The following is a 13,441-nucleotide window of genomic DNA, read 5'->3' as shown; positions in this document are numbered from 1 at the left end:
ACAACGCGACCGGCTCATCCACCAACTCCACAACCTCGGCTACCGGGTCACCCTCGACAAGACCGCGTAGCCCGGCTGCGGTCGATTCTCTTCACAGCCCGGCGCGCCTCGGCGCCCGGTCTGTGAGCCAGGTCCGGGGGTGCGTCGGTCACCGGTTTCGTCGGTCTCCGCGGCTACCGTGGGCGACATGGCAGGACGAGGAACGGCCGGGCGGGCCGCGGACGGGGCGGGCCTGCGGGCCGCGGCCGGATCGGGTCGGAGCTCGCGGTCGTCCTCGTCGTCGCGCTCGCGGTCGTCCGCGTCCCGCTCGCGCGGCTCGTCGTCGTCGCGGTCCCGCACGCCCGCGAAGCGTCAGCCCGCCCGCCGCCAGCCGGACCTGATCGACAAGGGGATCGACGCCGTCGGCCGCGGCGTCGTCCGGATGACCAGGTCGGCGGGGCGCGCGGCCGGACGCACCCGCGAGATCGACCCCGCGCACCGCCGGGACGGGCTCGGCGTGCTGTTCATCGTGCTCGCGGTGATCTCCGCCGCGGGGATCTGGTGGGAGGCCGGCGGCCCGGTCGGCCGCGGGTTCTCGGCCGGCGTCGGGGCCGTGTTCGGCATCGCCGGCGTGCTGCTGCCGGTGATCCTGCTGGCCGTCGGCGTCGTGTTGATGACCACGCCCGCGCACCCCGAGGCGCGGCCGCGGATCGCCGTCGGCACGCTGCTGCTGGCCCTGGGCGTGCTGGGGCTGGTGCACCTGTTCTCCGGCTCGCCGGACGAACCCGGGCAGTGGGCGTCCGGCGGCGGCGCGATCGGCTACGTCGCGGCCACCCCGCTGGCGAGCGGGCTCACCGCCTGGGTCGCGGTGCCGATCCTGCTGCTCGTCAGCTTCTACGCGTTCCTGGTGCTCACGGCCACGCCCGTGCGCGAGGTGCCAAACCGCGTGCGCCGGCTGCTCGGCCAGCCCGAGATCCACCCCGAGGGCGAGGAGGACGAGGCTCCCCTCGCCGAGGAGGAGCCCGCGGCCGAGGCTCCGCCGGCGCGCCGCCGTCCGGCCCGCCGCCGGCAGGCGACGAGCGCCGAGGCCTTCCAGGACGACACCGCCGGCACCGCGGACGCCGCGGGCGACACGCCGCCGGCGGAGCCGGAGGAGGAGTACGTCCCGGTCGCGCCCAAGCCGAAGGCGAAGCGCCCGGACCCGGCCTCGATCGTGGCGACGCCGCCCGCGGAGGCCGTGCCCGCCGAGGGCGAGCAGATGTCGATGGCCATCCGCGAGCCCGTCGGCGAGGGCGAGTACACGCTGCCGCCCGCGGACCTGCTCGAGACCGGCCCGGCGCCGAAGGTCCGCTCCGCCGCGAACGACGAGATGATCGAGCGCATCACGGGGGTGCTCGACCAGTTCAACGTCGACGCGCAGGTCACCGGCTTCACCCGCGGCCCGACGGTCACCCGCTACGAGATCGAGCTGGGCCCGGCCGTGAAGGTCGAGAAGATCACCCAGCTGTCGAAGAACATCGCCTACGCGGTGGCCACGGACAACGTCCGCATCCTCGCGCCGATCCCGGGCAAGTCCGCGGTCGGCATCGAGGTGCCCAACTCCGACCGCGAGATGGTCCGGCTCGGCGACGTGCTGCGCTCCGGCACGGCGCGCAACGAGCAGCACCCCATGGTCATCGGCCTGGGCAAGGACATCGAGGGCCATTTCCTCTGCGCGAACCTGGCGAAGATGCCGCACCTGCTGGTCGCGGGCTCCACCGGTTCCGGCAAGTCCAGCTTCGTCAACTCGATGCTGGTCTCCCTGCTCTCCCGGGCCACGCCCGAGGAGGTCCGGATGATCCTCGTCGACCCCAAGATGGTCGAGCTCACGCCGTACGAGGGCATTCCGCACCTGATCACGCCCATCATCACCCAGCCGAAGAAGGCGGCGTCCGCGCTCGCCTGGCTGGTGGAGGAGATGGAGCAGCGCTACCAGGACATGCAGGCCAACCGGGTCCGGCACATCGACGACTTCAACCGCAAGGTCCGCTCCGGCGAGATCACCGCGCCCCTGGGCAGCGAGCGGGAGTACCGGCCCTACCCGTACATCCTCTGCATCGTCGACGAGCTGGCCGACCTCATGATGACCGCCCCGCGGGACGTCGAGGACGCGATCGTCCGCATCACGCAGAAGGCCCGCGCGGCCGGCATCCACCTCGTCCTGGCGACCCAGCGGCCGTCGGTCGACGTGGTCACCGGTCTGATCAAGACGAACGTGCCGTCCCGGCTGGCGTTCGCCACGTCGTCGCTCACGGACTCGCGGGTCATCCTCGACCAGCCGGGCGCCGAGAAGCTGATCGGCATGGGCGACGGGCTCTACCTGCCCATGGGCGCCAGCAAGCCGATCCGCATGCAGGGCGCGTACATCTCGGACGAGGAGATCGCCGAGGTCGTCGGGTTCACCAAGGAGCAGGCCGAGCCGACCTACACCGAGGGCGTCACGGCGGCGAAGCAGGGCGAGGCCAAGGAGATCGACCCGGACATCGGGGACGACCTCGAGGTCCTCATCCAGGCCGCCGAGCTCATCGTGACCTCGCAGTTCGGCTCCACGTCGATGCTCCAGCGGAAGCTGCGCGTCGGGTTCGCGAAGGCGGGCCGGCTGATGGACCTGCTCGAGACGCGCGGGATCGTCGGACCGTCCGAGGGCTCGAAGGCGCGGGACGTGCTCATTAAGCCCGAGGAGCTCGAGAACGTGATCTGGCTGCTGCGCGGCGGGGGCGGCGAGGCCCCCTCCGAGGACGACGACTGAGGACGGTCGTTGAACCTTCTACCAGCGGGAACCGACCCGACGGTGGTCGTTCGGCTCCGCTGAGCGGCCGTTCGGCGTGCGACCGTGTGGGGGCGTTCACAAGAGAGCCGTCGGCGTCACCGGTTCGTGACCTTTTCTGCCAGAGTGTTCGGCGGCCCGTGCCCGGGCCGTCTCCTCGTCGGAAGGTCATGGAGTGTTCTGGAGCAAGCGTGGGAAGGGTGCACGCCGGTCGGACACCGGTCGGAACGCGCTCGTGCCGATCCCGCTCACCGGCGGACTGCTGAGCGGGCAGGTCCAGGACGGCGAGGGGCGGCCGCTGGCCGGGGCGCAGGTCTCGGTCCTCGACCGCGCCAGCACGCAGATCGTCAACGCCGACACGGACCCCTTCGGCTACTTCACCGCCGCGCTCGTCCCGGGGGAGTACCGGGTCCGCGCCGAGGCCGGTGGCTACCGGGGCAACGGCACCACGGTCGAGGTCGAGTGGGGCAAGCACGCCGAGGTCGGTGCGCTGACGCTCGCGCCGGACCAGTCGCTCACCCCGCCGCCGCCCGGTGTCTACGACATCGACCCGGACCACTCCTCGATCCGGTTCATCGCCCGGCACATCGGCATGTCGCGGGTCTACGGCCGGTTCAACCGCTTCCGCGGGCAGATCCGCATCGCCGAGCCCTTCGAGGACTCGGCCGTTGACGTCGTGATCGACGCCGTCAGCGTCGACACCAACGTCGAGGCCCGGGACACCCACCTGCGGTCGCCGGACTTCCTCGACGTCGAGCGCTTCCCGCAGCTGCGTTTCTCCAGCACCCGCTTCCGTCGCGGCCCCGGCAACCGCTGGATCGTCGACGGCGACCTCACGCTCCACGGCCTGACCAGCGACGTCCAGCTCGACGTCACCTTCCTCGGCATGGAGGAGTGGAACGGCCGGCGCGCCGGTGCCGTCGCCACCGCCGAGCTGCACCGTGAGCACTTCACGCTCAACTGGCAGCAGATGGTCAACCGCGGTGTGCCCGTCGTCGGCTCGACGATCGAGATCAACCTCGACGTGCAGGCGGTCGTGCAGCAGTAGCCGCGCCCGCGAAGGCGTGCTGGCGCCAGGCCTCGTAGACCGCGACGGCCGCGGCGTTGGCGAGGTTCAGCGACCGGGACCCGGGGACCATCGGGAGCCGGACCCGCGCGCTGACCTGCGGGGCGTGGGCCACGTCGGTGGGCAGCCCGGTCGACTCCGAGCCGAAGAGCAGGACGTCGCCGGGCTCGTAGGCGACGTCGGTGTAGTCGCGGTCCGCGCCCGTCGTGAACGCGTACACGCGGGCGGGCGCCACCGCGGCCCACAGGCCGTCGATCGTGCGGTGCACCCGGAGCTCGGCGAGCTCGTGGTAGTCGAGGCCGGCGCGCCGGACGTTGCGCTCGTCGAGCGCGAAGCCCAGCGGCTCCACCAGGTGCAGCTCGGCGCCGGTGTTGGCGGCGAGCCGGATCGCGCTGCCGGTGTTGGGCGGGATCTCGGGGGCGTGGAAGGCGATCCGGAACACGCGCCCTTCGTAGCAGGCGGCGTGCGGTCGTGGGGGAACCGGATCAGCCGTCGGGGCGCTCGGCCAGCCACTCGGTCGCGGTGAGCCCGGCGAGCTCGCGGAAGTCGCGGGCGAGGTGGGCCTGGTCGGCGTAGCCGCAGACCGCGGCCGTGTCGGCGAGGGCCGGGCGCGCGGGACCGCGCAGCAGGTCGCAGGCCCGCTCGAAGCGGATCACCCGGGCGGCCGACTTGGGGGAGAGACCGATCTCGTCGCGGAACCGCAGGGCCAGGTGCCGGCGGCTCCAGCCGATCTCGCGGGCGAGCTCCTCGATCCGCAGCGTGCCGCCGGTTCCCGCCAGCCGGTCCCAGGCGCGCGCGACCTCCGGGTGCGGGTCCGGGCGGCGGGCGTCGGCGGCGAGCCGGCTGAGCGCGGCGTCGAGCAGCGCGAACCGGCTCGCCCAGCCCGGGGCCTCCGCGAGGCGCTCGACGAGCACCTCGGCGCGCCGGCCGAGGAGGTCGCCGAGCCCGACGACGTCGCCGGCCAGGGCACTCGCCGGGGCACCGAGCAGGATGCGCGCGCCGAGCCAGGTCAACCGCAGCTGCAGGCCGGTCTGCGCGGGCCCCGTGGCGATCACGGCGGGGCGGTCGTGCAGCCCGCCGACCATGCCGCGGAACGAGCCGGGGGACCGGGCGGGATCGGGCGTGCGCAGGACGTCGACGACGCCGTCCAGGCACAGCAGGAAGGTCAGGTGGCCGCCCGGGACCCCCATGTGCGTGCCGGGGGCCGACGCGGGCATGTGGTAGCCGCTGTAGAGGTCGACGAGCGGGCGCAGCGCCGGAGCCGGCCGCGCCCACACCAGCTCCGAGCCGCCCTCGGGGCGGGTCGGGTCGGACACGCTCCGAGGGTATCGACCCAGCTCAACGCCCCGCACCCCAACAGCTGCGCTGCAACCTCCCGCGAGTCGGCAGTTCCGGCACCGCGAGTCGGCAGTTCCGGCAGCGCGAGTCGGCAGTTCCGGCAGCGCGAGTCGGCAGTTCCGGCACCGCGAGTCGCGAGCTACTGTCGGCTCATCCCAGCTCGGCGGCCCGGTGGGCTCCGTGCTGCCGCAGCCAGTCGACGAGCTCCCCGGCCGCGGCGCGCTCGGCGGCGTCGAGCGGGGTGAGCCGCTCCCACGGCGGCAGCACGTCCCGGTCGGCGCCGCGGTCCAGCAGGTACTCGGCCGCGTCGAGGCTCCCGCCGTGGCAGGCGTACCAGAACGCGACGTCGACGTCGTCGGGCCGCGGCGGGTACTCCTCGTACTCGGCGACCAGGAGGTCGACCAAGCCGAGCGCGGCGGCCTCGTGAGGGCGGGGCGTCGCCCCCCGTTCGACGAGCCGGCGCGCGGCGGCGTGCTGCCCGAACGCGACGGCGTCGGAGAGGGGTGTGCCGCCGGCGATCACCGCACCGTCGGCGTCGATCGCGGCGCCGGCGTCGAGCAGGGCGTCGAGCAGGGGGACGTCGTCGTTGCCGGCGGCCCAGTGCAGGGCGGTCTCGCGGTGCGCGCCGACGAACCGGGCGTCGACGTCCGCGCCCGCCGCCACGAGCATCCGCGCCATCTCGGGTCCGGCCGGGCGGTTGCCGGGCCAGTCCGCGACGACGTGCAGCAGCGTTCGCGCGCCGTCGGGACGGGCGGTGGCGAGGCCGGGCTCGGCGTCGAGCAGGCGGCGCAGCGCCTCCGCGTCGCCGGCCCGGATCGCGGCGACGGCCTGCTCCTCGGCCTCGGTCATGCGGTCGATCCTGCCCGCCGGTCTCCCCACACGTGCATCTCGGACGCGCGGACTCCCGACTCGCGCTGCCAGAAATCCCGACTCGCGCTGCCGGAACTCCCGACTCGCGGTGCTGGAAGTCCCGACTCGCGCTGCCGGAACTCCCGACTCGCGCTGCCGGAACTCCCGACTCGCGGTGCCGGAACTCCCGACTCGCGGTGCTGGAAGTCCCGACTCGCGGGGCTGCAGCGCGGCTCGCGGGGTCAGAGGGTGAGCATCATGCGGACGTTGCCGAGGGTGTTGGGCTTGACGTGGGCGAGATCGAGGAACTCCGCCACGCCGGCGTCGTAGGAGCGCAGCATCGCGTTGAACACCTCCTGCGACACGGGGGTGCCGTCGATCTCGGCGAACCCGTGCCGGGCGAAGAAGTGCCGCTCGAAGGTGAGCACGAAGAGGCGCTTGAGCCCCAGCTCACGGGCCCCGTCGATGAGCGCCGACACGATCGCGTGCCCCGCCCCGCGGCCGAGCACCTTGGGGTGCACCGCGACCGTGCGGATCTCGCCGAGGTCCTCCCACAGCACGTGCAACGCGCCGCACCCGACGACCTCGCCGTCGATCTCCGCGACCAGGAACTCCTGCACCGCTTCGTAGAGGGTGACGATCTCCTTGGCGAGCAGCACCTTGCCCGCGTAGTTGTCCACGAGGGACTTGATCGTCGTCACATCGGCGGTGCGCGCCCGCCGGACGGCCACCGCTGCCATGGCGGTGGAGCGTAGATCATGCGAGCTGCCGTCTACCCTGTGACTCGTGAGTTCCCGAGACGCCGCGCCCCGCCGGGCCGCCCTGCTGACACTGGGCTGCGCCCGCAACGAGGTCGACTCCGAGGAGCTCGCCGGCCGGCTGGCCGGTAGCGGCTGGGAGCTGGCCGAGGCCGACGAGGCGGACGTGATCGTGGTGAACACGTGCGGTTTCGTCGAACAGGCCAAGAAGGACTCGATCGACACGCTGCTCTCGGCGTCGGACGTGGCGAAGGGCCGCGGCGCCAAGGTGGTTGCGGTCGGCTGCATGGCCGAGCGGTACGGCAAGGAGCTGGCCGACAGCCTCCCCGAGGCCGACGCCGTGCTGGGCTTCGACGCCTACCCGGACCTCGCCGAGCGCCTGGGGGACGTGGTCGCGGGGCACACCCCCACGCCGCACGTGCCCGTCGACCGGCGCACCCTGCTCCCGATCTCGCCGGTGCAGCGCCCGGAGGCGAGCGTCGACGTCGCGATCCCGGGCCACGCCTGGGTCCCCGACATCGCGCGCCGCCGGCTGAGCACGGGCCCTGTCGCGAGCCTCAAGCTGGCCTCGGGCTGCGACCGCCGCTGCGCGTTCTGCGCCATCCCGTCCTTCCGCGGCTCGTTCGTGTCGCGCCACCCGGACGAGGTGCTCGCGGAGGCCGCATGGCTCGCCCGGGACGGGGTACGGGAGCTCGTGCTGGTCAGCGAGAACTCGACGTCGTACGGGAAGGACCTCCCCGGCGGCACTCGCGCGCTGGTCGACCTGCTGCCCCGGCTCGCCGCGATCCCCGGGATCGAGCGCGTGCGGGTCAGCTATCTGCAGCCCGCCGAGACCCGCCCCGACCTGCTGCAGGTCGTCGCGGCCACCGAGGGGGTCGCGCCCTACTTCGACCTGTCCTTCCAGCACGCGTCGAACCCGGTCCTGCGGCGGATGCGCCGCTTCGGCTCCCGCACCGACTTCCTCGACCTCTGCGCGCGCATCCGCGCCGTCGCTCCGGAGGCGGGCATCCGCAGCAACGTGATCGTCGGGTTCCCCGGGGAGACCGAGGAGGACCTCGCCGAGCTGGAGGCCTTCCTGACGGGTGCCCGGCTCGATGCCGTCGGCGTGTTCGGCTACTCGGACGAGGAGGGCACCGAGGCGGCCGGCTACGACGGCAAGGTCGACCCGGCGGAGGTCGCCGCGCGCGTCGAGCGGATCTCCGCGCTGGTCGACGAGCTGATGACGCAGCGGGCCGAGGAGCGGATCGGCACCGAGGTCGTCGTGCTGGTGGAGACGGCGGAGTCGGAGACCGAGGACGCCACCGGGCGTGCCGCGCACCAGGCCCCCGAGGTCGACGGCGAGTGTGTGTTCGTCTCCGGCGAGCTCGACGGCGAGCCCCTCGAGGTGGGCGCGTTCGTGCGGGCCGAGGTGGTCGACTCCGAGGGGGCGGACCTCGTCGTCGAGGCCCGCGAGGTCGTGGTCCCGGCGGCCGCCGGCCTCGTCACCGTGGGAACGGCGGGATGAGCGCCGCGGGCGGCGGGGGAGCGCGATGAGCGCGGTCCCGGCCGAGGAGCCCGTCGCCTCGCCGGAGAACGCGGTCCCGCTGCTGAACCTCGCCAACGTGCTCACCGGCGTCCGGCTGCTGCTCGTCCCCTTCTTCCTGCTCGCCCTGCTGCACCTCGACGGAACGGACCTGGCCTGGCGGCTCGTCGCGGCCCTGCTGTTCGCCGTCGCCGCGATCACCGACCGGTTCGACGGCGAGATCGCGCGCAAGCGGGGGCTGGTCACCTCGTTCGGCAAGATCGCCGACCCGATCGCCGACAAGGCGCTGATGGGCGCGGCCCTGGTGGGGCTGTCGGTGCTGGGACTGCTGCCCTGGTGGGTCACCGTCGTGATCATGGGTCGCGAGATCGGCGTGACGCTGCTGCGCTTCTGGGTGATCCGGCACGGGGTGATCCCGGCGAGCAAGGGCGGGAAGCTGAAGACGCTCGTCCAGACCTTCGCGATCGGCGTCTACGTGCTGCCGCTGACGCTCCTGCTGCCCTCGGCGGCCGGTGCGGTCGAGATCGTCCGGTGGACACTGATGGCGGTGGCGATCGTGCTCACCGTGGTGACCGGCCTGGACTACGTGGTGCGCGCGGTCCGGCTGCGCGCCGCGGCCCGGGCGGCGCTGCGCCGCGCCTGAGCGCCGCTGTTCGCCCACGGCGGACGTGTCGGGCGCCGCGCTGCGGCGACGCGGGCGGCCCGGACTCGGTACGGTGGGAGCACCCCGTCCCCCGGCCGGGGTTGCTCGGGTCCGACGAGGAGGGTGGGCGCATGGCTCTGCTGCTGCGTGAGGCGATCGGTGGCAGCCTTCGGCGTGCCCGCACCCTGCGGAAGCGCACCCTGCGCGACGTCTCCCGCGCCGCCCGGGTCAGCCTCGGCTACCTCTCGGAGGTCGAGCGCGGTCGCAAGGAGCCCTCGAGCGAGCTGCTGGCGTCGATCTGCGAGGCGCTCGACGTCGCGCTGCCGGACCTGCTCGCCGAGGTCATCAGCGAGATGACGCGGGACGAGCAGCTGGAGTTCGTCGGCCGCAACGAGACCCTGGTCCCGATCGGGCAGCGGCACACCGACCTGCGCCTGGCCCCCGTGCGCACCGGCGCCCCGCTCGGCGGCAACCGCCCCGGCGCCCCGGTCGCCTCCGCGGCCTGATCCGGCCCGGGTTCCCGGCCGCCTGAGATCCGCCTGTGGGTGGAGTGCGCCCACTGCTGTCCGGTTCGTCCGATCTCCCCGTACTGCGCCGCCCGGGCCCGGTAGCCTGGGACCCGGGTCGCCCCGAGGGCGGCCTCCGGACGATCCCCGATATCGTCCGCACGCGGTGGCACCCGAGGCCGTGGCGATGCCACGATGGGCGCAAGAGCACCGCTCGGCGGTCGCGGGGGGACACACGCGGGCCGCTCGGTGGAGGCGGTACCCGGTTCGCACTCGGAGGTAGGCGGAGCAGATGGCCAACGGTTTCACGAAGGCCTGGAAGTACCTGATGGCCCTGTTCTCGTCGAAGGTCGACGAGTACGCGGACCCGAAGGTGCAGATCCAGCAGGCCATCGAGGACGCACAGCGCCAGCACCAGGCGCTCTCGCAGCAGGCGGCGGCCGTCATCGGCAACCAGCGCCAGCTGGAGATGAAGCTCAACCGGCAGCTGGGGGAGATCGAGAAGCTGCAGGCGTCGGCGCGCCAGGCGCTGGTCCTCGCCGACCAGGCGCGGGCCCAGGGCGACGAGCAGAAGGCGCAGCAGTACGAGCAGGCCGCGCAGGCCACGGCCACCCAGCTGGTCACGGCCGAGCAGTCGGTCGAGGACCTCAAGACGCTGCACGACCAGTCGATCGGCGCCGCCGCGCAGGCCAAGCAGGCCGTGGAGCGCAACTCGATGATGCTGCAGCAGAAGATCGCCGAGCGCACGAAGCTGCTCAGCCAGCTCGAGCAGGCGAAGATGCAGGAGCAGGCCGCGGCCTCGCTGCGGCAGATGACCGAGCTCTCGGCGCCGGGCAACACGCCGTCGCTGGAGGAGGTTCGGGACAAGATCGAGCGGCGCTACGCCAACGCGATCGGCTCGGCGGAGCTGGCGCAGAACTCGGTCCAGGGCCGGATGCTCGAGGTGCAGCAGGCGACCGTCGACATGGCGGGCGCCAACCGGCTGGAGCAGATCCGCGCGTCGATGGCCGGCACCCCGATCTCCGGGTCGGAGGAGAAGCCGACCCAGCAGATCCCGGCGGCCCCGCAGAGCACCCCGCAAGGGCAGCAGCAGCCCGGCACCGCCTGACGGTTCCCGATCGGACGCCGCCCCTCCCGCCCGGGAGGGGCGGCGTCCGTCGTTCTCGGCGTCCGTCGTTTCTCTGCGTCCGTTTCTCAGCGCCGGAGCGGGCGACGGGTGCGGGCCGGCCGCGGGGCCGGGCCGGGCTGGCAGCGCGGGCACCAGTAGGCGACCCGGGCGTACACGCCGTCGCCCTGCTCGGCGACCCGGATGCGGGTGCCGCAGCGGCGGCAGGGCCGGCCGCCGCGCTCGAAGACCCAGTGCGCCTCGGCGGGCAGCAGCGAGCCCGTGGTGGTCTGCTCGGGCCGGTCGGCATTCGCCAGAAGGAGCTTGCGGGCCAGCGCGACGACGCCGGGCAGGTCCGGGGTGTCCCGCACGAGCGTCCACGGCGAGAGCCCGAGCAGGAAGCAGATCTCGGTCTTGTAGAGGTTGCCGACGCCGGCCATGACCCGCTGCTCCAGCAGCGCCAGGCCCAGCTCGTGGTCGGCGCGGGCGGTGAGCCGGCGAAGCGCCTCGGCCTCCTGCTCCGGTCCCCAGGTCGGGTCGAGCAGGTCGGGGCCGAGGTGCCCGACGAGCCGGGACTCCTCCGCGGTCGGCAGCAGCTCGAGGTCGTGCAGCGCGAACCCCACGGCCACCCGCTCCGGCACCTCCAGCACCGCGCGGGCCTCGTAGCCGGGCCGCCGCCACCGCATGCCGGGGCGGTAGAGGTGCCACGCGCCGTCCATGCGGAAGTGGCTGTGCAGGCTGCGGCCGTCGTCGAACCGCGTGAACAGGTGCTTGCCCACCGACGCGACGCCGACGACCCCGAGCCCCACCAGGTCGACGCCCGCGAGCCGGGGGTGCCGGATCTCCCCGCGCAGCAGGACGTGCCCGGTAAGCGCCCCGTTCAGGCGCTTCCCGGCCAGGTGGACGGTGTCGCCCTCGGGCACCCCCCGACGCTACCGCCGCGGCCCCGCCGGCGCGCTCGGTCGCGGCGGGAGGGGTGCTCGCTGTGCCACCATGGACCCGTGACAGGGGGAGCGGGCAGGCGCAGCGGGCTGCTGCTGCTCGGGCTGCTCCTCACCGGGTGGGCCCTGGTGGCGGCCGAGCCGAGCGTGCTGCTCGGCGTCGTCGGTGCCGCGCTCTGGGCGATCGGGCTGGCGCGGCACGCGTCGGCCGTCCTGCGGGCGACCTCCGCCTGCGGCTCCGCGGCGGTCCGCCGGCACCGGCACCGCCGCGCCTCCCGCTCGCGGGTCCTCCGCCAGCTCGACCCGGACGCGCCGGGTCGCACGCGCGCACGCGCGCCGTCGGGTCTCCTCCCGGCGGTGTAGTTCCCCACGTCGCGCCGCCGGGCTCTCGCCTGTCCCGAGAACCCGACTCCCTCCCGCTCCGGGAGGTGGAGGTGCACCGTGCTCGACTTCCTCTACTACCCCGTGTCCGCCGTCATGTGGTTCTGGCACCAGGCGTTCGGCCTGGTCCTGGGCCCGAGCAGCGGCGTGGCGTGGGCCCTGTCCGTGGTGTTCCTGGTCCTGACCCTGCGCGCGCTGATGATCAGGCCGGTGCTGAGCCAGATGCGCTCCGCCCAGCGCATGCGCCGGATCGCCCCGCAGCTGGCCGAGCTCAGGACGCGGCACGGCCGTGACAAGCAGAAGCTCGCGGAGGAGACGATGAAGCTGCACCGCGAGCACGGCGTCTCGCCGCTCGGCTCGTTCCTGCCGGTGCTCGTGCAGATCCCGGTGTTCGTCGCGCTGCTGCACGTGCTGCGCTACTTCAACCGGCCCGGCCTGACGTTCGACCAGAACGCCGCGATCGCGAACTACGTCTTCGGCCCGGACGAGGTGCGGTCCTTCCTCGAGGCCCGGCTGTTCGGGGCGCCGCTCTCCGCCTACGTCTCGATGCCGCAGGGCCTGCTGGACTCGTTCGGCGCGCCCGTCGACCGGATCTCGGTGGTCGCCGTCGCGGTGCCGCTGATGCTGCTCGCGGCCGTCGCGACGCACGTCACCGCGCGGCGGTCCCTGCGGCAGCAGCAGCCGGCGACCGACCCGCAGACGGCCCAGATCACCGGCGTCATGAGGCTGACCCCGTGGCTCTTCCCGCTCGGCGCGATCGTCGGCGGCCTGTTCTTCCCGTTCCCGATCGCGATCCTCGTCTACTGGCTGACCAGCAACGCCTGGACGCTCGGGCAGCAGCACGTGATCGGCCGGATCGTCGAGCGCGAGCAACCGCCGGCCCCGGTCCGTGCACCCGTCCGCACCCCGGCCGTCGCCCCGCGCCCGGGGCAGAAGCCGATCCGCAGAACTGGGGCGACGGCGGCCCGGGCCCGGCGGGGCGCCTAGGGTCGGAGGGGTGAGCACGTTCCGAACCGCCCGCCTGGCGGCCGTGGTGGCCGTGGCCCTCGCCGCGCTCGCGGGGTGCGGCGAGTCGAGCACCCACGCGGCGAGCTCGGGCGGCGACGGCGCACCCAGCCTCACCCTCCCCGCCCTGCGGACCAAGCTCGCCTCGATCTCCCTCGACGAGTGCGCCACGAGACCGGCCGAGCAGATCTACCCGGACTGTGCGCGGTTCGTCCGCGAGGTGCAGAACGTGGTGCCCGCCGCGCGCGCCGAGGCGCGCGAGGTGGCCTCGCCGCAGGCACTGACGAAGGCGGCCGACGCCGTCGACGGAGCGGTCAACCGGTTCACCCAGGACCAGTGCATCCCCGTCGGCGCCCCGCCCGGGCCGGCGTCGGCGTGCGGGCCCGACCTGGCCTCGATGCAGGAGGCGCTCCGGGCCCTCGTCGCCGCCGTGGGCCGGTGATCTGTCCGCTTCGTCACCTGCGAAAACGCCCGATCGGGACGTTCGCGTACCGCTGCCGGGTGGTCGTGCTCACGTCGCCAGAATGTTCCGCGGTCGACGG

General features: G+C 73.8%; 14 protein-coding genes. 9 read left to right on the top strand and 5 right to left on the bottom strand.

All coding sequences use genetic code 11. The annotated features are described in order from the left end of the window. Nucleotides 1–187: 187 nt before the first annotated feature. Both PKE99_RS30030 and PKE99_RS30025 read left to right on the top strand, forming a co-directional pair. Nucleotides 188–2,767, top strand: a complete 2,580-nt coding sequence (locus PKE99_RS30030; protein ID WP_037052532.1) for a DNA translocase FtsK — start codon at nucleotides 188–190, stop codon at nucleotides 2,765–2,767. A 253-nt stretch (nucleotides 2,768–3,020) separates the two neighbouring features. Continuing rightward, a complete protein-coding gene (locus tag PKE99_RS30025; protein WP_051738179.1) occupies nucleotides 3,021–3,833 on the top strand; it encodes a YceI family protein in 813 nt (270 codons plus the stop codon). On the opposite strand, the gene PKE99_RS30020 is transcribed toward PKE99_RS30025, so the two are convergent. The 4 genes from PKE99_RS30020 to PKE99_RS30005 form a co-directional block, all read right to left on the bottom strand. Then, nucleotides 3,799–4,293, bottom strand: a complete 495-nt coding sequence (locus tag PKE99_RS30020) for a tRNA (cytidine(34)-2'-O)-methyltransferase (RefSeq protein ID WP_037052526.1) — start codon at nucleotides 4,291–4,293, stop codon at nucleotides 3,799–3,801. The two genes, PKE99_RS30025 and PKE99_RS30020, sit on opposite strands and share 35 nt — an antisense overlap. Before the next feature lie 43 nt (nucleotides 4,294–4,336). After that, nucleotides 4,337–5,167 (bottom strand): helix-turn-helix domain-containing protein, encoded by an 831-nt coding sequence (locus tag PKE99_RS30015; RefSeq protein ID WP_051738172.1) that lies wholly within the window; start codon nucleotides 5,165–5,167, stop codon nucleotides 4,337–4,339. A gap of 172 nt (nucleotides 5,168–5,339) precedes the next feature. Continuing rightward, a complete protein-coding gene (locus tag PKE99_RS30010) occupies nucleotides 5,340–6,038 on the bottom strand; it encodes an ankyrin repeat domain-containing protein (protein WP_037052524.1) in 699 nt (232 codons plus the stop codon). Between the two features lie 242 nt (nucleotides 6,039–6,280). Then, nucleotides 6,281–6,778: an amino-acid N-acetyltransferase gene (locus tag PKE99_RS30005; protein WP_037052523.1), complete on the bottom strand. Its 498-nt coding sequence runs from the start codon at nucleotides 6,776–6,778 to the stop codon at nucleotides 6,281–6,283. A gap of 46 nt (nucleotides 6,779–6,824) precedes the next feature. Here PKE99_RS30005 and rimO point away from each other — a divergent pair, with 46 nt between their 5' ends. From rimO to PKE99_RS29985, 4 genes are all read left to right on the top strand, one after another. Beyond that, on the top strand, nucleotides 6,825–8,300 hold the full coding sequence (gene rimO, locus PKE99_RS30000; protein WP_037052522.1) for a 30S ribosomal protein S12 methylthiotransferase RimO: 1,476 nt from the start codon (nucleotides 6,825–6,827) through the stop codon (nucleotides 8,298–8,300). Between the two features lie 25 nt (nucleotides 8,301–8,325). Further along, nucleotides 8,326–8,961: a CDP-diacylglycerol--glycerol-3-phosphate 3-phosphatidyltransferase gene (gene pgsA / locus PKE99_RS29995; RefSeq protein WP_037052520.1), complete on the top strand. Its 636-nt coding sequence runs from the start codon at nucleotides 8,326–8,328 to the stop codon at nucleotides 8,959–8,961. Nucleotides 8,962–9,092: 131 nt separating this feature from the next. Further along, nucleotides 9,093–9,467 carry a helix-turn-helix domain-containing protein gene (locus tag PKE99_RS29990; RefSeq protein WP_037052518.1) on the top strand — a complete coding sequence of 125 codons (375 nt, stop codon included), beginning with the start codon at nucleotides 9,093–9,095 and terminating at the stop codon, nucleotides 9,465–9,467. Nucleotides 9,468–9,759: 292 nt separating this feature from the next. Continuing rightward, nucleotides 9,760–10,575, top strand: coding sequence for a PspA/IM30 family protein (locus PKE99_RS29985; RefSeq protein WP_037052515.1), 816 nt, complete (start codon nucleotides 9,760–9,762; stop codon nucleotides 10,573–10,575). Nucleotides 10,576–10,661: 86 nt separating this feature from the next. Here the strand turns inward: PKE99_RS29985 and PKE99_RS29980 are convergent, their stop codons facing one another. Further along, nucleotides 10,662–11,495 carry a DNA-formamidopyrimidine glycosylase family protein gene (locus tag PKE99_RS29980; RefSeq protein WP_037052513.1) on the bottom strand — a complete coding sequence of 278 codons (834 nt, stop codon included), beginning with the start codon at nucleotides 11,493–11,495 and terminating at the stop codon, nucleotides 10,662–10,664. Between the two features lie 78 nt (nucleotides 11,496–11,573). On the opposite strand from PKE99_RS29980, the gene PKE99_RS29975 reads away from it, so the two are divergent. The 3 genes from PKE99_RS29975 to PKE99_RS29965 all read left to right on the top strand — a co-directional run bounded on the left by PKE99_RS29975 (nucleotide 11,574) and on the right by PKE99_RS29965 (nucleotide 13,341). Further along, nucleotides 11,574–11,876 carry a DUF6412 domain-containing protein gene (locus PKE99_RS29975; RefSeq protein ID WP_037052511.1) on the top strand — a complete coding sequence of 101 codons (303 nt, stop codon included), beginning with the start codon at nucleotides 11,574–11,576 and terminating at the stop codon, nucleotides 11,874–11,876. A 78-nt stretch (nucleotides 11,877–11,954) separates the two neighbouring features. After that, on the top strand, nucleotides 11,955–12,881 hold the full coding sequence (gene yidC, locus PKE99_RS29970) for a membrane protein insertase YidC (RefSeq protein ID WP_037052510.1): 927 nt from the start codon (nucleotides 11,955–11,957) through the stop codon (nucleotides 12,879–12,881). A 10-nt stretch (nucleotides 12,882–12,891) separates the two neighbouring features. Beyond that, complete coding sequence (locus tag PKE99_RS29965; protein ID WP_037052508.1) at nucleotides 12,892–13,341, top strand: hypothetical protein; 450 nt, start codon at nucleotides 12,892–12,894, stop codon at nucleotides 13,339–13,341. Nucleotides 13,342–13,441 lie beyond the last annotated feature (100 nt).

This window comes from Pseudonocardia halophobica (assembly GCF_027922425.1).
GTDB classification, from domain to species: Bacteria; Actinomycetota; Actinomycetes; order Mycobacteriales; family Pseudonocardiaceae; genus Pseudonocardia; species Pseudonocardia halophobica.
This window is presented reverse-complemented; position numbering and strand designations above follow the sequence as displayed.